This is a genomic window from Enterobacter cloacae complex sp. SHL022 (genome assembly GCF_049237785.1).
In the GTDB taxonomy this organism is placed as follows: Bacteria; Pseudomonadota; Gammaproteobacteria; order Enterobacterales; family Enterobacteriaceae; genus Enterobacter; species Enterobacter hormaechei_C.
On the sequence record NZ_JBMKJH010000005.1, the window covers coordinates 369,657 to 388,241 of the forward strand.

An 18,585-nucleotide genomic window follows, 5' to 3' on the forward strand; every position below is an offset into this window, starting at 1 on the left:
TTTTGATCGGCATAAAGAATTATCTTAAAAAACAGCAGGTCAGGGAATGTTAGCAGCGAGTCTAATTATAGACTTATCTTTTTTTAAGTGTTAATTAATTGAAATTGCAACTTTTTTTGTTCAGGTCTAAAAGTAGACTGTGGACATTATTCTTAAGCTATTCCCGAGTGAATATGTTTTTTATTTGTTAAAAGAGGGTCTACAGCTAGACCTCAAAATTGATTGTATGCGGAAAAGGAGTTGTATAAATTTTGACTCGTCGGAAGGGGTTTAATTTCTGCAACTGAATGTCGGTAATAAATAGAGTAATACGGGATATAAAATTATGAATAAAAAATTGATGATGGCAATGTTAGCGGCAGGTTCTGTACTCACTATGACCAATGCATTGGCAGCGGCCGGTACCGTTAATTTTAACGGAAATATTCTGGATTCTGCCTGCGACGTTGATGTGGCATCCCAGCATCAGGTGGTGGTATTGGGCGATTATTATAAAACGGAATTCCCGACAACCGGGGCGAGAACGGCTGCGACGCAGTTTAATATTATTTTGAAAAACTGTCCGGTAACGGTCACCAATGCAAAAGTCCGTTTTGATGGCACGCCGGATTTAACCAACGCCAGCCTGCTGGCGATTGATACGTCCGTGGCGGGAGCGGCTACCGGGGTGGCGATTAACCTGATGACGGCAGATAAAGCCGATCTGCCGCTGCACGGCAGCAACAGCTATACCTACGCACTCAGCAGTACGGCTGATAATACGTTGAGCTTCTACGCGCAGTATATTTCCACCGCGGCATCCGTTACCGCGGGCCCGGCTAACTCGGTCGCGAACTTCTCTGTGGTGTACAACTAAGTCAATGGCAGTAATTAGCAGGGGGCCGCCTGGCCCCTTGTTTTATGAGGTAAAAAAATGCGTTTTATCACCACAACGGGCCTGGTTATGGCGCTGTTACCGCTGACGTTAACATCCGCCAGTGCAGGAGTAATTATTGGCGGCACCCGTGTTATTTTTGATGGGGCTAAAAAAGAAGCGTCAATAAATATTACGAATCCTGATAACGGTCCTTATTTAATTCAGTCGTGGATAGATGTTCAGGATGAACAATCGGGTAAAGCGCCTTTTATTATTACTCCTCCGCTGTATCGGCTGGACGGCGGACAAAAAAACCTCGAGCGTATTGTCATGACAGGCTCTCTGCCTCAAGGGCAGGAGAGTTTATTCTGGCTGAACATCAAAGCTATTCCGTCAGCCTCTAAGCAGATGAACTCGCTGCAAATTGCCGTCAAAACGCGCATCAAATTAATTTATCGACCAGAGGCTCTTCGTGCGTCTACCCCCGAGGAGCAGGCCAATAAATTAACCTGGCGTCGTGCGGGAAATACCCTTCTGGTTAATAATCCAACGCCGTACGTTATCAATTTCAATGAAATTACGTTGGGTAATAAGAAACTTGACGATGTCACGTATGTGATGCCTTCGGGCACAGCCCGTTTCCCGTTACCGAATGGAACCAGTGGCAATACGCTGACGTTTAAAGTCATTAACGATTATGGCAGCCCTGGTGAATTACACCGGGCCAGTTTGTGATCCTTACGCGTTAATCAGGTGCTCGTCATGACAACGGCATTGAATACAATGCAGCCTGCGCGCCTGGCAATATTTATTGCCCTCGCGCTTGCTGGTGTCTCTCCCACACTGTATGCCAGTGAGACGTTTAATACGGAACTGGTAGAGCTGGATAATCCCGGAATGGGGAAAGCGGATTTATCTGCCTTTGAATCCGGCTCGCAGGCGCCCGGGACATACCATGTTGATATTATTCTTGACGATCGGCTGCTGGAAACGCGGGATATTCGTTTCATGGCAGTGAAGGATGCTAACGGCAGTGAAACGTTGCAGCCGTGCCTGAGTATCGGGCAGTTAAAAGCGTGGGGCGTGAAAACGGCGCTTTTCCCGCAGCTCGACGCCGGGGAAGGAGAATGCGCCGATCTCAGGGCGATTCCACAGGCCAGCGCGGATTTCCAGTTTGGCGCCCAGCGCCTGGCGATCAGCATCCCACAGGCGGCCATAGACCTGCCAGCGAGAGGTTACGTTCCGCCGGATATGTGGGATGAAGGCATTACCGCGGCCATGCTCAACTACAGCCTGAGCGGGGCAAACAGCCGGGCAAGAAGCGGGGCAGGCACCCGCAGCGACAGCCAGTATGCAAACCTGCGGCCGGGGATCAACGTCGGTCCCTGGCGGTTACGCAACTACACCACCTGGTCCCGCGATGCGTCCGGCCAGGATAAGTGGGACAACGTCTACACCTTGATGCAGCGCGCGATTATTCCCCTGCAAGCCCAGCTTACGCTCGGAGACAGTTCCGCGCCTGCCGATGTCTTTGACAGCATGCCGTTTCGCGGCGTCCAGCTGGCGTCCGACGACGATATGCTGCCGGATTCCCTGAAAGGCTATGCGCCGGTGGTGCGCGGTATTGCGCGAACTAACGCGCAGGTCGTGGTGCGTCAGAATGGCTATCAAATCTACCAAAGCTACGTGGCGCCGGGCGCGTTTGAGATCGCGGATATGTATCCCACCGGCGGCGCGGGCGATCTTGATGTCACGATCGTCGAAGCCGATGGCAGTGAGCAACATTTCACCCTGCCGTACGCTTCGCTGCCGGTCCTGCAACGGGAGGGGCGACTGAAATATGCCCTTACCGCCGGGCAATATCGCTCGTATAACCGTAGCGTGGAGAAAACCCCCTTCGGGCAACTGACCGGAATTTACGGCCTCCCTCACGGGATCACGCTCTATGGCGGCGTCCAGGGGGCAGATAAGTACCAGTCGGCGGCTCTGGGGATGGGCAAGAACATGGGCGATCTCGGGGCTGTATCCGCAGACGTCACTCAGGGCTGGTCAACGCCGGAGCATACCGCGAAAACAAGCGGTCAGTCGTGGCGGGCCAGATACAGCAAGAATTTTATCACTACCGGGACCAACTTTTCGATTGCCGGGTATCGCTACTCGACCCGCGGCTATTACGGGATGCAGGACGTCCTCGGTTCGTACGGAGACAGCAGCGCGCTTCAGGACAGGCGACGTAACCGTGCCGAGCTGACGATGAGCCAGACGCTGGGGGACAACCTGGGCGCGCTTACCCTCAGTGCGGCGCGGGAAGATTACTGGAATGACGGTAAGTCGATGGCTTCGTGGAGCGTCGGCTATAGCAACTACTGGCACAACATCAGCTATGGCCTGACATGGACCTACAGCAAAAATGTCCGCTCAGCGTCAGAAAACCGCAAAAGCCAAAAAAACGCTGACCACGACCAGCTTCTGTCGTTCAACGTCAGCATTCCGCTGGATAAATTTTTGCCGCAGACATGGGCTAACTATGGCATGAACGCCAGCAGCAATAACGGGACGACGCATAACGTCGGCCTGAACGGGGTGGCACTCGAGAACCGTGCCCTGAGCTGGAACGTTCAGCAGGGATATGGCACAGAGGGCGTGGGGAATATCGGCAACGTGAACGCGGACTATAAAGGCACCTATGGCGAAGTCACGGCAGGTTATGGTTATGATAAAAACAGTGAACGCCTGAATTACGGGCTGCAAGGCGGCATTCTCGCCCATGCTGACGGCATCACGCTTTCCCAGCCGCTGGGGGAGACCAGCGTCTTAATCAAAGCCCCAGGCGCCCACGACGTGGATATCCGCAATCAGCCCGGTGTACGGACAGATTTTCGCGGATATACGGTCGTGAGCAACCTTTCTGTCTACCGGAAAAACGATCTCACCCTCGACCCGGAAACGATGCCGGACGATGTCGAGCTGGAGATCAACACCCGCACGGTGACGCCGACGCGGGGAGCGGTGGTGAGAGCCGATTATCTGCCGAAGTCAGGTCGCCGGGTGCTGATGACCTTGACCGACAACGACCGCGCCGTTCCGTTTGGGGCGGTGGTCACCCTTGTGGGTGATGACAGCGGCAGTTTTATTGTCGGCGATCGCGGTCAGGTCTATTTAACCGGGATGCGCGAGCAGGGAACGTTAGTCGCCACATGGGGAAGTCAATCCAGCCAGCAATGCCGCGCTGATTTCACGCTGCCGAATCACTCAATGTACGGTGGGATCGCTGATATGCGCGCCACCTGCCGTCAGGAACGCTAACATGAAATGTCTTAACTCGATGCTGCTGCTCTGTTTGCTCGCGGCGGGAAGTATCGCTCGTGCCGGTACCTGCACCACCATCATCCCGCAGCTTTCCACCCTGTCCGTGGGGACGATCAACGTGCAGCGCGATGCGCCTGTCGGCACGGTGGTATTTTCCGGCGCGGCGTCAGCCACAGGCTCCTATCTTACCGGGTGTACGAATCCGCTGATGCTGGGATTCAGCATGCGCTACAACAGCGCCACGTTGAGCAGCTACGGCAACCATGTTTACAACACGAACGTCAGCGGGATAGGGATACGCTTTTCCTCCAACGGCTATTTTGAAAACCCGAGCAATACGTTCTCGTACAATGCGCAGACCTCCTATGTGGACTGGTACGGCGGGAGGATTGAGCTGGTGGTGACCGGCCCGGTCTCATCGGGGGCATTAACCCCGGGGGTGATTGGCGTCGTGACGCTTCAGGGAAGCGACGGCCTCTACCGTGACGGTCTGACCACGCAGCTCACCTCCGGCAACATCAATGCCCTGGCGTGCACGGTGAATACGGCCCAGCTGACGTTTCCGATAGGGGATATTCCCGCTTCGGCGTTCGGCACCGTGGTGGGCACCACGCCAGCGGGAGCACAGAACACGCAAAACCTGGGCTTAACCTGCGCCGCCGGAACCAATATTACGGTCTCGCTCAGTGGAATACAGAATCCGGACAGCGCCAATACCAGCGTGATGGCCTTAACCGGGCAGGGAAATGCCGGCACTGCAAAAGGGGTGGGGGTGCAGCTAATCTATAACGGTGCACCGCTGGCGATGAACAGCCGACTATTTTTGCGACAGTCTGCCGGGGGGCAAGAGACGTTGCCATTAACGGCCCGATATTACCAGACGTTAACCCGCGTGGAGTCAGGTTCAGCGAATGCCTCCGCCACCCTGAATTTGACCTACCAGTAGCAGGTAAGAAGATGAAAATAAGATGCAGGACACTGCTGTTACTTGCCTTACTCAGCGGGAAGGTATGCTCCGCTGATAGCGTCAACATCGGTGTGACGGGAAATATCGTGGCGTCGCCATGCATATTCAATGGCGGCAATAACAATCTCGATGTCAATCTGGGCAATATTCAGGCAACCAATATGGCGACGCCGGGCTCAACATCGGATCCGGTGCCTTTCAGTCTGCTGTTTACCCAGTGCCCAACGGGAACGCAGAGTGTGACCGTCGCTTTCACCGGCAGCCCCGATCCTGAGGCGGGCGCGGACTATTTTATGAACAGCGGTTCGGCCACACATGTGGCGATAGCCATGCGCGATGCCCAAACCGGTGCGCTTAAAGGAACAGGCTCCAGCATGACCCAGACCATTGCCGCGGACAGAACCGCGACATTAGCTATGCTGGCCTCGGTAAAATCCATGACGGGGGGCGCCACGCCGGGAAGCATCCGCGCGGTTGTGGTGATGACGATGCAGTACAACTGAATGCCGGTGATAAGCCTTTTTTAAAGACGTTGGTGTGAACTATGTTAAATATTCTGATTCAGGAAACGGATCTGTTTTTTCAGGCTGGGCTACAGAGCTTTTTCGAAGATTTTTTTAAGCATAACTTTCATCGCTCCATCACTTTTCACCTGGCGCTGACCAATGAAAACGTCAGCCAGGCCGATATTATTGTTCTTTCATTATGTCAGGGGGAAACGCTGACCTGTTTTCCGGAGTTACTGGCCCGACAAAAAGGAATTGTGATAGGTCTCGTCGACGATGAGCTGCGCTTTTCGGCGCTGCCTTCCTGCTTTCAGGACATTATTTTTCTTCCTCGCCGGGCATCGCTTGATCGTATTAGCGGCGTTCTGTTTATTGCGTGGTTCACGACGCAATTACCGGGTTACACCTGGAATAAAAAGACCTGTTTCGACTGCCAGCATAAAGGGTTATCCCGGCAACAAATTCGTATTCTGGTCAATTTTTACCGAGGGCTGTCGGTAGTGCAGACCGCTCAGGCGCTGGAGATGAGCGAAAAAACGGTCTTTACCCATAAATATATGATGATGCAAAAATTTAATCTGCGAAGCGATTACGAGCTGATCGTACTGTTGAGAAGGCTGATGGAGAAAAAGAGCCGGCCGAACCTGCTTCGCGATTACCTGGAAAATAATTATGCACAACAAATAGCCTGAAACGGCAGCGGATAGCTGGCCGGGCAGCGATAGCCGCCACCCGGCAAGCATTTAAACGTTAACCGCAGCGATCAACCGCGTCTTCATGGTCTGGTACGTGGAAGCCGCAAAATCCTCCGCCCAGCGCTGGTCCTCGATTGCCTCAAGCTGCACGGCGCAATACTTCGTTTCCGGCGTTCTGGAGATCGGGTCGAGATTATCCTGCGTCAGCTCATTACAGGCGCCAATCCACCACTGGTAGGTCATATAGATTGCTCCCGCATTGATGCGCTCGCTGATGCTGGCGCGGGTGATCACTTTACCCCGGCGTGAACGTACCCAGACCAGCTGGCCTTCGGCAATCCCCCGTTCATCCGCGTCGGCCGGGTTAATTTGCACCCGGCCCGGCTCGTCGGCCAGGCTTTGCAGCGCCGCGCAGTTCCCGGTCATGGAGCGGCAGGAGTAGTGGCCCACCTCGCGGACCGTACAGAGCACCAGCGGGAAATCCGCATCCGGAATTTCCGCTGGCGCGCGCCACGGTGCGGCAAAGAGCTGCCCTTTACCGCTCGGGGTATCGAACTGATTATCTTTGTACAGGTACGGCGTACCGGGATGATCCAGCGTCGGGCACGGCCATTGAACGTGACCCATCTCGCCCATTTTTTCGTAGGTCACGCCGTAGAAGAGGGGGCACAGCTCGCGCATTTCGTCCCAGATCTGCTGGTTATCCTCGTAATGCATGGGATAGCCCATTTCCGTGGCCAGCAGGCTGATGATCTCCCAGTCGCGCCTGACATTGCCGCTGGACTCAATGGCTTTGCCGAAACGCTGAAAGCCGCGATCGGCACAGGTGAACACACCGGCGTGTTCTCCCCATGAGGTGGCAGGGAGCAGCACGTCAGCCAGCTCTGCCGTTTTGGTCATAAAGATGTCCTGAACCACCACAAAATCGAGCGCCTCAAAGCCGCGGCGGACCAGACCCAGATCGGCTTCTGTCTGAAGCGGATCTTCCCCCATGATGTAATACGCTTTGATCTTACCTTCCAGCGCGAGATGCGGCACTTCGGTGATGCGCGTTCCGACGCGATCGTCCATCCGGTTGACATTGATTTTCCACGCATCGGCAAATTTCAGTCTGACCGCCGGATCAGTGACGTCCTGGTAGCCGGGGAACATATTGGGCAGAACACCCATATCGCAGGCGCCCTGAACGTTATTTTGCCCGCGAACCGGCCCCACGCCGACGGCAGGGCGGCCCAGATTGCCGGTCAGCAGTGCCAGGCTGGAGAGACCTTTCACCACATCGACCGCCTGACCAAACTGCGTGACGCCCATACCCCACATCACCGTTGCTGAAGGCGCCGCTGCGAACATGCGAATTGCCTGACGAACATCCCGCGCGGGGATCCCCGTCAGATGTTCAACCTGCTCGGGTGCGTAATCTTTTACCGTCAGTCGGTACGCCTCAAGCCCTTCTGTAAAGCGAGCAACGTAGTTTTTGTCGTACAATTCCTCTTCAAGCAGGACATAGCCAAAGGCATTGACCAGCGCCATGTTACTGCCATTTTTTAACTGAAGATGAAGATCGGCAATGCGTGCCGTTTCAATATGACGCGGATCGCAGACAATGATTTTAGCGCCATTTTCACGTGCTTTAAGCACGCGTCGGGCGACGATGGGGTGAGAGTCGGCGCAGTTATAGCCGAATACCAGCAGGCATTTTGAGTTTTCAATATCGTTAATGGAATTGCTCATGGCGCCGTTGCCGAGGGTCTCCTGTAAACCGGCAACGGACGGACCGTGACAGACGCGGGCGCAGCAGTCGACGTTGTTAGTATTCAACACCGCACGGGCAAATTTTTGCATCACATAGTTGGTCTCATTGCCCGTTCCCCGCGAGGAACCCGTGGTCATAATGGACCGAGGGCCGTACTGTTCTTTGATGCTTTTAAGCCTGTAAGCGGTATAGCGAATGGCCTCTTCCCAGGTAACAGGGGTAAAGGCCTCGCCTTTGCTGTAGCGGATCATGGGCTGCGTCAGGCGGGGGGTAAGCAGCCGTGTATCATTAAGAAAGTCCCAGCCGTAGTACCCTTTCAGGCAAAGCGTGCCCTGATTAGTTACGCCATTAGCGGCTTCGGCACGGATAATCCGGTTATTTTTAACGACGAGGTTAAGTTTGCAGCCTGCACCGCAGTAGGGGCAGACGCTGGCGATTTTTTTCATCAATAACAGACCTGTTAAGAAATGAAGCAATGTTTACTGGAAAGCCCAGTCCCTTAGCGGACTAAGCAGGAACCATGCCACATTCGGCGTGCTTGATTAACAGGGCATTAGGGGAGAGAGGGCGTGTCATCGTCAGTCCGTTCGTCAGAATTGACGATGACACGCTGTCCGAAGAGATGGGAAGAGTGAGGCGTTAAAGATCGTCCATGGTGTAACCGACGACAATTTCCAGCGTCTTGCGGATCACATCCGCCTTAACGACATCGTCGGTGGATTCCAGCGTCTGGATCAGCCAGAGAATGATCGCTTTGTTGGTCAGATGACCTTCGGAAGCAAGAACACAACGAACCGCAGTCGAAAAAATGGCAGACTCTTCAGCAAAGCGATCGCCTGCGTGACGGAAATACTCCGACAACGCGCTATCTAAAAAGGCGGAGTGGTATTCGGGTTGAAGCTGAATATTTTGTCTCATTTGTTCTCACCGTAGCTGTAAAGTTGTAGTCAATGTATCTTTTTGGGATCGGACGGTTTTCCATTTCCAAATAACGGCACTACATTGTCTCGGTTATTTTTGAGAGATCCCTCTCTCTGAATTCGTCCTTGTGCGGTTCTGCGACCTTTAAAAGCGACTGTGCCAGAGCTGATTTCAGCTATCACCCTCGCTAATGTCTCCCGCCGCTGGGGATCCGTCTCACAGGCTTGCATGTTACGCAGACGCAGAACCAATCCCTCGGTCGTTACAGGACCGCGCTCCTTCAAAAGTGAAAGAGCGGCTTCTCCAATAAGCTGGTCGATCAGTCTGTCCGCATCACTGCTGTTCATAACATTAACGTTCGAAGAGCAGGCCAAGAAGCATGTGATAATGATGCTCCTCTTCCGGGCCATTGGCCTTTTCAAGGCGACTTAACAGTTTTGTGCAGAGCGATTTGCGATTCAGATTCCGCCCGTCGCTAAGGATTTCAACAACAACCTGACCCAATGTTTCCTGTTGGGTTGGAAGCGCGGCTTTTTCGAAGTACTGCGCAATTGCTGTTGCTGTGTCTGCGAGGTGTCCGTTCTGCTGCATGTTTCGCTCCTGTAAATTTTCGTAATCAGTAACGTTACATTTAAGGTATACATAATTTTCAAATCTGTACATTAAAAATGTACAATTTTTTAAATATTTTATTATATATTTGATAAAGTATCTATTTATCATATGGTTAAATGTATACAGTTTACTGCGAAATTCACAAAATATATTGTACAATTCGAAGTGGCGTTGCAGAGTTGTACAAGCCCGGAAAAGGCGCAAAGAAGTCATGTAAATTGTTGAGATGTAAATTATTTATTGGGTAATTAATGTGCTATAACAGAGTTCTCCCCACGTGTTTTCGTGGTCACCCCCTCAATCTTCAGGATTAGCATGCTCACAACCATTATTTACCGCAGTCATATCTGCGAGGACGTTCCAGTGAAAGCGCTGGAAGACATGGTCGCTGCTGCAAATTGTAGAAATCGGCAGTTCGATGTGACGGGGATTTTGCTGTTTAACGGCACACACTTCTTTCAGTTACTTGAAGGGCCCGCTGATAACGTTAAGGAGATCTATCAGCTCATCTGCCGTGACCCACGGCATCACAACGTGGTCGAATTGTTAAGCGATCACGGGCCTTCAAGACGTTTTGGCAACGTAGGTATGGAGCTCTTTGACCTTCGTCAGTACGACACCGACGAAGTGCTACAACAGGTACTTGATAAAGGCACAACCCGCTATCAGCTGACCTATAACGATCGCGCCCTGCAATTTTTCCGCACCTTCGTTGAGGCCACTGAAAAAGCCAACTACTTTGAGCTGCCTCCGGCTGACGCCTGGGAGTTTGTCACCGAAAACACGCCATTATCCTCCCAGCCAACGGTAGTGGCAAAGGGCGCGGACTGTAGTTTCGCATTTCAACCTATCGTCGATCCGTTTATGCAGCAGGTGGTTTCCTGGGAAGCCCTGATCCGCACGCCGTCCGGTGAGTCCCCGGAAAGCTACTTTGCCAACCTGTCGCGTGAGGCGCTGTACGAATCGGATCTGAAGAGTAAGCAGGTGGCTTTGTCGATGGCCAGCGCGCTGGGCCTACAGACTCAAACGTTGTCCATTAATCTGTTGCCGATGACGCTGGTCAATGTTCCTGGCGCCGTCGATTTTTTACTGACGGCAATTGAGGCGAACGGTTTTGTGCCGGAGCAAATTGTGGTCGAGTTCACCGAGAGCGAGGCGATCTCGCGCTTCGAAGAGTTCACCAGCGCGGTCAGACAGCTTAAAAGCGCCGGGATCAGCGTGGCCATCGATCACTTTGGCGCGGGATTCGCCGGTCTGCAACTGCTGGCCCAGTTCCAGCCGGACAGAATCAAGATCAACCGTGATTTGATTGCTAACGTGCACAAGAGCGGCCCGCGTCAGGCAATCATTCAGTCAATCATTAAATGCTGCGCCTCCCTGGAAATTCTGTTCTGTGCGGTAGGCGTAGAGCTGGCTGAAGAGTGGATGTGGCTGGAATCTGCCGGGATTTCTCAGTTCCAGGGTCACCTTTTCGCCAGCCCGCGTCTGGGGGGCATTCCGGCGATTGCCTGGCCCGAGAAAAAGTACGATTTATAAAAAACCTGTACGTAACTGTTAAAAGTGACCTGTACGTACGGCTAAATTTATACAACAATATATTAACGAGTGAGTGGTTCTTTGAGCCATTCACTTGTCTCAGAACGAGGAGTTAGTTATACAAATGATTTGTACAATCTGATAAGGTTGGTTTGGTTAGGTATGGAAGTATTGTGCGTGAGGGAGTTAATGGCCTATTACAGTATCGGCGAAGTGGCCGAACGATGCGGTATCAACCCCGTTACGTTGCGTGCCTGGCAGCGCCGTTATGGATTGTTGAAGCCGCAGCGAAGCGAAGGGGGCCATCGTCAGTTTGACGATGAAGATATCCTGCGTATCGAAGAGATCAAACGCCTGATGAAAACGGGTGTTTCGGTCGGTAAAGTAAAAGCGCTTCTTGAAAATACAGAAGTGATGACTCAGGGGAACTGGGCATCGTTTCAGGAAGAGATGTTAACCGTTCTGCGCTATGCCAGCCCGGCAAAACTGCGCGCCAAAATCGGCGAGTTCCGCCGTGACCATGCGATGGATGTTCTGATAGATAACATCATCACCCCTGTGCGGCAGCGAATGAACCAGGACCAGAATACGGTGCGTCACATGGCGAGCCTGCTGGACGGTGTCCTGATTGAGTTTGCCGTTGCAAGCCTGGGTGAGTCGCGAAAAAAAGCAGGTAAGGATGCGCTGCTGATTGGGTGGGAGTGCGACGACCGTACGCATTTGTGGCTGGAAGCGGCCCGTCTTGCCTACAAAGGCTGGCATATCGACGTGCTGGCTGAGCCGATTGATTCTCCACGTCCTGAACTCTTCCCCGGGCAAAAAATCTTCGTCTGGACCGGTAAAGCGCCTACGCCTCGTCAACAGGAGCAGCTCGACCACTGGCGTGAACAGGGTTTCGCCGTTTCGATCCATCACTGATGTTAAGGGGGCCAACGGTAAACCGCCAGTGCGGGATTTTGCCTTCTGGCGATACGACAGGGGTATCCGCGAAGATGCATAGCATCAGTACCCCTGTCATATCGTCGGTTTATTCCATCATCAGGTTGTCTGAAATATTCATACTGGCCACGGATTCAACTTTCCACACGCCATCTTCCTTGACCATGCAGTCAATCACGGTGTGATCCCGCTTTTTGCCGAATGAGATATAAACCTGCATACAGGCGGCATCGTAATCCAGCGCCCGCGCACTGACGATGCCCCAGTCATCTTCATATCCCTGAGCCTTGATGAACATATCGACGTCAGGCACGTCATATTCATCTGGATCCAGCTTATCCATGGCTTTGAGTTTGCTGATAGTTTCGCGGGTTACATATGGCCTCAGCGCTTCATAGTTTTTCAGGGGCTCTTTCCCGATAATAATTTGCGAGATGTACCACTTATTAAACTGAAGGGCAGCGGATACCTCAGGGGAGAACTTCTGTGCAGCGGATGCGAGAGTGGGCAGAAGCAGGATCGCCAGAATTATTTTTTTCATGTCAGTCATGCCTGTAAATTGCATATGCTGGCTTTAATTCCCGGTATTCCTTTCCCGGATACATTGTTCGCTGAACAAAATCAGAGTACCAGACGCCGTTCCCACCATAGATGCAAGCGTGGCCATATGGGTGGTGCGCAGTGGGCTGGATCACCGCCACATCGCCCTCAACAGGCTCACCGTAAACCTGGTGGAAACCCGCCAGAATTAAATTGCTTTTCATATCCTTAGCATAATGCGTGTTCTGTAGATTAGCACCGCCGGCGCGAATGGATTTCGAAACAAATTCTGCACATCTTTTCTGGCTATACTGACCTGCATGCTGGCGAGCATGAACTGCGGCTTTATGGGCACTCCACATAATTTAATCCCTTATTGAATAAATGGTTAACAAGGGAAACATTACGCCGAAAAGGGATGAGTTTATGTAATTAATCATGATCGGAATTTAACCACTATCAGACTGATAAATAATGGTTAACTTATCCATCAAACGTCTTTATGCGCGCCTAGGTAAGGCAAAAAAGGATTAAAAAGAACCTGTCTTAAGGGGGAGGCATACGTAAAAAATGTATATGGCGCCTGGGTGTACTTTAGCTATCTTAAAAATAGGTATTTCCAATACAATTTTTATCATTGCCCGCTACCTCACCGCCTTTCTTATGAAATGCATTATTTATCAATGCATTGAACAAATCTAACCATCCCATCCGCATCCCGTCACAGGGTCTATGCTTAATGAAAGTAGCCAAAAAGGGCGGTTTAGCCCAAAGCCCCTGCTCGCAGGGGGTTGAAGTGATAATCGTTATCACTAACATGGTGTTATGCCCTGGTGGCTTATCAGATGAGGTGGACCTATGGAACTGCATTCAGAAACCTTCAATCCGGCCGATTTTGCCTGGCGTGGCTTAACGCTCACGCCCGCGGCGGCGGCGCATATTCATGAGCTGGTGGCAAAAAATCCCGACATCCTCGGCGTACGCTTAGGCGTTAAGCAGACTGGCTGCGCGGGATTTGGCTACGTGCTGGATACCGTAACCGAACCTGAAAAGGACGATCTGGTCTTTGAAACCGACGGTGCAAAGTTATACGTCGCACTACAGGCGATGCCTTTTATCGATGGAACCGAAGTCGACTACGTTCGGGAAGGTTTAAACCAGTTATTCAAATTTCATAACCCGAAAGCCCAGAACGAATGCGGCTGCGGCGAAAGCTTTGGGGTATAGGCGGTACTATGTCTCGTAATACTGAAGCAACGAGTGATGTAAACACCTGGAGCGGCGGACGCCTCAACTATAAAGAGGGTTTCTTCACGCAGCTGCAAACCGATGAACTGGCGAAAGGCATCAACGAAGAGGTCGTGCGCGCCATTTCGGCGAAACGTAACGAGCCGGAGTGGATGCTGGAGTTTCGCCTGAGCGCATTCCGCGCGTGGCTGGAGATGGAAGAACCCCACTGGCTGAAAGCGCATTACGATAAGCTGAACTATCAGGATTATAGCTATTACTCTGCGCCCTCCTGCGGCAGCTGTGATGATACCTGCGCCTCGCAACCCGGTGCGGTACAGCAAACCGGTGCCGAGAACAGCTTCCTGAGTAAAGAGGTGGAAGAGGCGTTCAATCAGCTCGGCGTGCCTGTGCGCGAAGGCAAAGAGGTGGCGGTAGACGCCATTTTTGACTCCGTCTCGGTGGCAACCACCTACCGTGAAAAACTGGCGGAGCAGGGGATTATTTTCTGCTCCTTCGGGGAAGCCATCCACGATCACCCGGAGCTGGTGAAAAAGTACATTGGCACCGTGGTACCCAGTAACGATAACTTCTTCGCGGCACTGAATGCGGCGGTGGCGTCAGACGGTACCTTTATCTACGTGCCGAAAGGCGTGCGCTGCCCGATGGAGCTCTCGACTTATTTCCGCATCAACGCGGAAAAAACCGGCCAGTTTGAACGCACCATCCTGGTGGCCGATGAAGGCAGCTACGTTAGCTACATCGAAGGGTGCTCCGCTCCTGTGCGCGACAGCTACCAGCTGCACGCAGCGGTGGTGGAGGTCATCATCCATAAAGATGCGGAAGTGAAGTACTCTACGGTACAGAACTGGTTCCCGGGCGACGGTAACACCGGCGGTATCCTGAACTTCGTCACCAAGCGTGCGCTGTGCGAAGGCGAAAACAGCAAAATGTCCTGGACGCAGTCAGAAACCGGCTCCGCCATTACCTGGAAATACCCGAGCTGTATTCTGCGCGGCGACAACTCCATCGGTGAGTTTTACTCCGTGGCACTGACCAGCGGTCATCAGCAGGCCGATACCGGCACCAAGATGATCCACATCGGTAAAAACACCAAATCGACCATCATCTCCAAAGGGATCTCTGCCGGTCACAGCCAGAACAGCTATCGCGGGCTGGTGAAAATCATGCCGACGGCAACCAACGCGCGTAACTTCACCCAATGTGACTCCATGCTGATTGGCGCGGACTGCGGGGCGCATACCTTCCCGTATGTCGAATGCCGCAATAACAGCGCCCAGCTTGAGCATGAGGCAACTACGTCACGTATTGGTGAAGATCAGCTTTTCTACTGCCTGCAACGCGGGATCAGTGAAGAAGATGCGATTTCAATGATCGTTAACGGCTTCTGTAAGGACGTGTTCTCTGAACTGCCGCTGGAATTTGCCGTTGAAGCCCAGAAACTCCTCGCCATTAGTCTTGAACACAGCGTCGGTTAAGGAAAGCACATGTTAAGCATTAAAGATTTACAGGTTAGCGTGGAAGAGAAAGAGATCCTGCGTGGCCTCAATTTTGACGTCAAACCGGGTGAAGTTCACGCCATCATGGGGCCAAACGGCTCCGGGAAAAGTACGCTTTCAGCGACGCTGGCAGGACGCGAAGATTATGAAGTTACCAGCGGCTCCGTTGAGTTTAACGGCAAAGATCTGCTGGAGATGTCGCCGGAAGAGCGTGCCGGCGAGGGCATCTTTATGGCCTTCCAGTATCCGGTGGAAATTCCGGGCGTCAGCAACCAGTTCTTCCTGCAAACCGCGCTGAACGCGGTGCGCAAGTATCGCGGCCTTGAGGCGCTGGATCGCTTTGACTTCCAGGATCTGATGGAAGAGAAGATTAAGCTGCTGAAAATGCCGGAAGATCTGCTGACCCGCTCGGTAAACGTGGGTTTCTCCGGCGGTGAGAAGAAACGTAACGATATTCTGCAAATGGCGGTTCTGGAGCCAGCGCTGTGCATTCTCGATGAGACCGATTCAGGGCTGGATATCGATGCCCTGAAGATCGTTGCCGACGGGGTGAACTCCCTGCGTGACGGCAACCGCTCATTTATCATCGTGACACATTACCAGCGAATTCTGGACTACATCAAGCCGGACTATGTCCACGTGCTTTACCAGGGACGCATTGTGAAATCCGGTGACTTTACGCTGGTTAAACAACTGGAGGAGCAGGGTTATGGCTGGCTTACCGAACAGCAGTAATGCACTTCAGCAGTGGCACCGGCTGTTTGAAGCGCAGGCTGGAGCGCGCTCTGAACAGGCTCAGCACCATCTCCAGCAGATGCTGCGTCTCGGTTTACCGACGCGTAAACATGAGAACTGGAAATATACCCCGCTGGATGGCCTGCTGAACGGCGAGTTTGTCACCCGTCTGGCGCAGGTCAGCCCCGATCAGCGCGACATGCTGGCGCTGAGCGTGGATGCCGTGCGTCTGGTGTTTGTCGACGGTCTGTTCCGTGCGGAGCTGAGCGACAGCGTGCAGGAGAGCGGGTTCGATATCGTCATTAACGATGAACGTCAGTCGCTGAACGCGCCTGTTCAGCCTGAAGTCTTCCTGCACCTGACAGAGAGCCTGTCACAATCTGTCACCCATATTCGCGTTAAGCGTAACCAGCGCCCGGCGAAACCGCTGCTGCTGATGCATATCACCCAGGGCGTTGCGGGTGATGAGATTAACACCGCCCACTATCGCCACCATCTTGAGCTGGCAGAAGGGGCGGAGGCGACGGTGATCGAGCATTACGTCAGCCTTAACGACACCCGTCATTTTACCGGTTCGCGTCTGACGATGAACGTGGCGGCCAATGCCCAGCTGCACCACATCAAGCTGGCGTTTGAGAATCCGCTCAGTCACCACTTCGCCCACAACGATATTCTGCTGGGCCAGGATGCCGCGGCGTACAGCCATAGCTTCCTGCTTGGCGGCGCGGTGCTGCGCCACAATACCAGCACCCAGCTGAACGGTGAAAACACTACGTTGCGTATTAACAGCCTGGCGATGCCGGTGAAGTCAGAAGTGTGCGACACGCGCACCTGGCTTGAGCATAACAAAGGCTACTGCAACAGCCGTCAGCTGCACAAAACCATCGTCAGCGACAAAGGACGTGCGGTGTTCAACGGCCTGATCAACGTGGCGCAGCACGCCATCAAAACTGACGGGCAGATGACCAACAACAACCTCTTGCTGGGACGTCTGGCAGAGGTGGACACCAAACCACAGCTGGAAATCTATGCGGACGACGTGAAATGCAGTCACGGTGCGACGGTCGGGCGTATTGACGATGAGCAGATGTTCTACTTGCGCTCGCGCGGGATAGACCAGCAGGCCGCGCAAAAGATGATTATTTACGCCTTTGCGGCTGAGCTGACGGAAGCGCTGCCCGATGGCGGACTCAAACAGCAGGTGCTGGCCCGTATCGGTCAGCGACTGCCTGGAGGCGAAGCATGACATTTCCCGTAGAGAAAGTCCGGGCAGATTTTCCGGTACTGACCCGTGAAGTGAACGGTCTGCCGCTGGCCTATCTCGACAGTGCGGCCAGCGCGCAAAAACCGAATCAGGTGGTGGATGCGGAAGCCGAGTTTTACCGCCACGGTTATGCGGCGGTACATCGTGGGATCCACACCCTGAGCGCCGAGGCGACCCAGCGCATGGAAAACGTGCGCACGCAGGTTGCGGCCTTCCTCAACGCGCGTTCGCCGGAAGAGCTGGTGTTCGTGCGCGGCACCACCGAAGGGATCAACCTGGTGGCTAACAGCTGGGGCAATGCGCAGGTGCACGCGGGGGATAACATCATCATCACCCAGATGGAGCACCATGCCAACATCGTGCCCTGGCAGATGCTCTGCGAGCGTGTGGGGGCGCAACTGCGGGTGATCCCCCTGAATGAAGACGGCACGCTCCAGCTGGAAAAGCTGGACGCTCTGCTGGACGACAGAACGCGGCTGGTGGCGGTGACCCACGTTTCAAACGTGCTGGGCACGGAAAATCCGGTGGCGCTGATCGTCGACAAAGCCCATCAGGCCGGTGCGAAAGTGTTGATTGATGGTGCCCAGGCGGTGATGCACCATGCGGTTGACGTTCAGGCCCTGGACTGCGATTTCTACGTCTTCTCCGGGCACAAGCTGTATGGCCCGACGGGCATCGGCGTGTTGTATGTGAAAGAGGACATTCTCCAGGCCATGCCGCCGTGGGAAGGGGGCGGGTCAATGATCGCCACCGTCAGCCTGACGGACGGCACAACATACGCCCGTGCGCCCTGGCGCTTCGAGGCGGGTACGCCCAACACGGGCGGGATCATCGGGCTGGGCGCGGCCATTAGCTACGTCTCTGAAACGGGGCTGGCGGCGATTCAGGAGTACGAACAGCTGCTGATGCATTACGCCTTGCAGGAGCTGGTCAGCGTCCCGGACCTGACCTTATATGGTCCTGCTGACCGTCTGGGTGTGATAGCCTTCAACCTCGGCAAGCATCACGCCTATGATGTGGGCAGTTTCCTTGATAATTACGGCGTCGCTGTGCGTACCGGGCATCACTGCGCGATGCCGCTGATGGCGTATTATGAGGTACCGGCCATGTGCCGCGCATCGCTGGTGATGTACAACACAACGGAAGAGGTCGACAGACTGGTGGCGGGATTAAAACGTATTCATCAGCTGCTTGGCTAACGG

At 53.6% G+C, this 18,585-nt stretch carries 19 protein-coding genes; 13 read left to right on the forward strand and 6 right to left on the reverse strand.

The window, feature by feature from the left end:
* Positions 1 to 325 precede the first annotated feature (325 nt).
* The 6 genes from ACOTZD_RS13210 to ACOTZD_RS13235 are packed head-to-tail and all read left to right on the forward strand — an operon-like array spanning position 326 to position 6,330.
* Positions 326 to 856, forward strand: coding sequence for a fimbrial protein (locus ACOTZD_RS13210; protein ID WP_174402037.1), 531 nt, complete (start codon positions 326 to 328; stop codon positions 854 to 856).
* A 57-nt stretch (positions 857 to 913) separates the two neighbouring features.
* Positions 914 to 1,591: a fimbrial biogenesis chaperone gene (locus tag ACOTZD_RS13215; protein WP_023315939.1), complete on the forward strand. Its 678-nt coding sequence runs from the start codon at positions 914 to 916 to the stop codon at positions 1,589 to 1,591.
* A gap of 27 nt (positions 1,592 to 1,618) precedes the next feature.
* Positions 1,619 to 4,162: a fimbria/pilus outer membrane usher protein gene (locus ACOTZD_RS13220; RefSeq protein WP_048210407.1), complete on the forward strand. Its 2,544-nt coding sequence runs from the start codon at positions 1,619 to 1,621 to the stop codon at positions 4,160 to 4,162.
* A 1-nt stretch (position 4,163) separates the two neighbouring features.
* Positions 4,164 to 5,111 (forward strand): fimbrial protein, encoded by a 948-nt coding sequence (locus ACOTZD_RS13225; RefSeq protein WP_045342734.1) that lies wholly within the window; start codon positions 4,164 to 4,166, stop codon positions 5,109 to 5,111.
* 11 nt (positions 5,112 to 5,122) lie between these two features.
* Positions 5,123 to 5,635, forward strand: coding sequence for a fimbrial protein (locus ACOTZD_RS13230; RefSeq protein ID WP_022650916.1), 513 nt, complete (start codon positions 5,123 to 5,125; stop codon positions 5,633 to 5,635).
* A gap of 41 nt (positions 5,636 to 5,676) precedes the next feature.
* Positions 5,677 to 6,330, forward strand: a complete 654-nt coding sequence (locus ACOTZD_RS13235) for a helix-turn-helix transcriptional regulator (RefSeq protein ID WP_023324523.1) — start codon at positions 5,677 to 5,679, stop codon at positions 6,328 to 6,330.
* A gap of 51 nt (positions 6,331 to 6,381) precedes the next feature.
* Here ACOTZD_RS13235 and fdhF read toward each other — a convergent pair whose 3' ends face one another.
* The 4 genes from fdhF to ycgZ form a co-directional block, all read right to left on the reverse strand.
* A complete protein-coding gene (fdhF, locus tag ACOTZD_RS13240; protein WP_421636306.1) occupies positions 6,382 to 8,532 on the reverse strand; it encodes a formate dehydrogenase subunit alpha in 2,151 nt (716 codons plus the stop codon).
* 193 nt (positions 8,533 to 8,725) lie between these two features.
* A complete protein-coding gene (locus ACOTZD_RS13245) occupies positions 8,726 to 9,004 on the reverse strand; it encodes a biofilm/acid-resistance regulator YmgB/AriR (protein WP_003857748.1) in 279 nt (92 codons plus the stop codon).
* Positions 9,005 to 9,033: 29 nt separating this feature from the next.
* On the reverse strand, positions 9,034 to 9,354 hold the full coding sequence (locus ACOTZD_RS13250) for a hypothetical protein (RefSeq protein ID WP_045350525.1): 321 nt from the start codon (positions 9,352 to 9,354) through the stop codon (positions 9,034 to 9,036).
* Between the two features lie 4 nt (positions 9,355 to 9,358).
* Complete coding sequence (ycgZ, locus tag ACOTZD_RS13255) at positions 9,359 to 9,598, reverse strand: regulatory protein YcgZ (RefSeq protein WP_003857747.1); 240 nt, start codon at positions 9,596 to 9,598, stop codon at positions 9,359 to 9,361.
* 339 nt (positions 9,599 to 9,937) lie between these two features.
* Between ycgZ and ACOTZD_RS13260 the strand changes: the two genes are divergently transcribed.
* Positions 9,938 to 11,158, forward strand: a complete 1,221-nt coding sequence (locus ACOTZD_RS13260) for a diguanylate phosphodiesterase (protein WP_045342731.1) — start codon at positions 9,938 to 9,940, stop codon at positions 11,156 to 11,158.
* 189 nt (positions 11,159 to 11,347) lie between these two features.
* Positions 11,348 to 12,076 carry a MerR family transcriptional regulator gene (locus ACOTZD_RS13265; protein WP_003857744.1) on the forward strand — a complete coding sequence of 243 codons (729 nt, stop codon included), beginning with the start codon at positions 11,348 to 11,350 and terminating at the stop codon, positions 12,074 to 12,076.
* A gap of 109 nt (positions 12,077 to 12,185) precedes the next feature.
* Here ACOTZD_RS13265 and ACOTZD_RS13270 read toward each other — a convergent pair whose 3' ends face one another.
* Both ACOTZD_RS13270 and ACOTZD_RS13275 read right to left on the reverse strand, forming a co-directional pair.
* Positions 12,186 to 12,638 (reverse strand): DUF3828 domain-containing protein, encoded by a 453-nt coding sequence (locus ACOTZD_RS13270; protein WP_174402035.1) that lies wholly within the window; start codon positions 12,636 to 12,638, stop codon positions 12,186 to 12,188.
* Position 12,639: 1 nt separating this feature from the next.
* The gene (locus ACOTZD_RS13275; RefSeq protein ID WP_017693570.1) at positions 12,640 to 12,999 is read right to left on the reverse strand and encodes a hypothetical protein; all 360 of its coding nucleotides are present in this window, start codon (positions 12,997 to 12,999) and stop codon (positions 12,640 to 12,642) included.
* A 496-nt stretch (positions 13,000 to 13,495) separates the two neighbouring features.
* Between ACOTZD_RS13275 and sufA the strand changes: the two genes are divergently transcribed.
* The 5 genes from sufA to sufS are packed head-to-tail and all read left to right on the forward strand — an operon-like array spanning position 13,496 to position 18,582.
* Entirely contained in the window at positions 13,496 to 13,864 is a 369-nt protein-coding gene (gene sufA, locus ACOTZD_RS13280) for a Fe-S cluster assembly scaffold SufA (protein ID WP_003857741.1), read from the forward strand.
* 8 nt (positions 13,865 to 13,872) lie between these two features.
* The gene (gene sufB, locus ACOTZD_RS13285; RefSeq protein WP_174402034.1) at positions 13,873 to 15,363 is read left to right on the forward strand and encodes a Fe-S cluster assembly protein SufB; all 1,491 of its coding nucleotides are present in this window, start codon (positions 13,873 to 13,875) and stop codon (positions 15,361 to 15,363) included.
* 9 nt (positions 15,364 to 15,372) lie between these two features.
* On the forward strand, positions 15,373 to 16,119 hold the full coding sequence (gene sufC / locus ACOTZD_RS13290; protein ID WP_003857736.1) for a Fe-S cluster assembly ATPase SufC: 747 nt from the start codon (positions 15,373 to 15,375) through the stop codon (positions 16,117 to 16,119).
* Entirely contained in the window at positions 16,094 to 17,365 is a 1,272-nt protein-coding gene (gene sufD / locus ACOTZD_RS13295) for a Fe-S cluster assembly protein SufD (RefSeq protein WP_022650922.1), read from the forward strand. The genes sufC and sufD overlap by 26 nt, the downstream gene beginning before the upstream one ends.
* Positions 17,362 to 18,582 carry a cysteine desulfurase SufS gene (gene sufS, locus ACOTZD_RS13300; RefSeq protein WP_003857731.1) on the forward strand — a complete coding sequence of 407 codons (1,221 nt, stop codon included), beginning with the start codon at positions 17,362 to 17,364 and terminating at the stop codon, positions 18,580 to 18,582. The genes sufD and sufS overlap by 4 nt, the downstream gene beginning before the upstream one ends.
* Positions 18,583 to 18,585: the final 3 nt, after the last annotated feature.

Excerpts from the sequence above, each read along its gene's own strand:
- ACOTZD_RS13210 (WP_174402037.1), top strand. The coding sequence starts at position 326 with ATGAATAAAAAATTGATGATGGCAATGTTAGCGGCAGGTTCTGTACTC.
- ACOTZD_RS13215 (WP_023315939.1), top strand. The coding sequence starts at position 914 with ATGCGTTTTATCACCACAACGGGCCTGGTTATGGCGCTGTTACCGCTG.
- ACOTZD_RS13220 (WP_048210407.1), top strand. The coding sequence starts at position 1,619 with ATGACAACGGCATTGAATACAATGCAGCCTGCGCGCCTGGCAATATTT.
- ACOTZD_RS13225 (WP_045342734.1), top strand. The coding sequence starts at position 4,164 with ATGAAATGTCTTAACTCGATGCTGCTGCTCTGTTTGCTCGCGGCGGGA.
- ACOTZD_RS13230 (WP_022650916.1), top strand. The coding sequence starts at position 5,123 with ATGAAAATAAGATGCAGGACACTGCTGTTACTTGCCTTACTCAGCGGG.
- ACOTZD_RS13235 (WP_023324523.1), top strand. The coding sequence starts at position 5,677 with ATGTTAAATATTCTGATTCAGGAAACGGATCTGTTTTTTCAGGCTGGG.
- fdhF (WP_421636306.1), bottom strand. The coding sequence starts at position 8,532 with ATGAAAAAAATCGCCAGCGTCTGCCCCTACTGCGGTGCAGGCTGCAAA.
- ACOTZD_RS13245 (WP_003857748.1), bottom strand. The coding sequence starts at position 9,004 with ATGAGACAAAATATTCAGCTTCAACCCGAATACCACTCCGCCTTTTTA.
- ACOTZD_RS13250 (WP_045350525.1), bottom strand. The coding sequence starts at position 9,354 with ATGAACAGCAGTGATGCGGACAGACTGATCGACCAGCTTATTGGAGAA.
- ycgZ (WP_003857747.1), bottom strand. The coding sequence starts at position 9,598 with ATGCAGCAGAACGGACACCTCGCAGACACAGCAACAGCAATTGCGCAG.
- ACOTZD_RS13260 (WP_045342731.1), top strand. The coding sequence starts at position 9,938 with ATGCTCACAACCATTATTTACCGCAGTCATATCTGCGAGGACGTTCCA.
- ACOTZD_RS13265 (WP_003857744.1), top strand. The coding sequence starts at position 11,348 with ATGGCCTATTACAGTATCGGCGAAGTGGCCGAACGATGCGGTATCAAC.
- ACOTZD_RS13270 (WP_174402035.1), bottom strand. The coding sequence starts at position 12,638 with ATGAAAAAAATAATTCTGGCGATCCTGCTTCTGCCCACTCTCGCATCC.
- ACOTZD_RS13275 (WP_017693570.1), bottom strand. The coding sequence starts at position 12,999 with ATGTGGAGTGCCCATAAAGCCGCAGTTCATGCTCGCCAGCATGCAGGT.
- sufA (WP_003857741.1), top strand. The coding sequence starts at position 13,496 with ATGGAACTGCATTCAGAAACCTTCAATCCGGCCGATTTTGCCTGGCGT.
- sufB (WP_174402034.1), top strand. The coding sequence starts at position 13,873 with ATGTCTCGTAATACTGAAGCAACGAGTGATGTAAACACCTGGAGCGGC.
- sufC (WP_003857736.1), top strand. The coding sequence starts at position 15,373 with ATGTTAAGCATTAAAGATTTACAGGTTAGCGTGGAAGAGAAAGAGATC.
- sufD (WP_022650922.1), top strand. The coding sequence starts at position 16,094 with ATGGCTGGCTTACCGAACAGCAGTAATGCACTTCAGCAGTGGCACCGG.
- sufS (WP_003857731.1), top strand. The coding sequence starts at position 17,362 with ATGACATTTCCCGTAGAGAAAGTCCGGGCAGATTTTCCGGTACTGACC.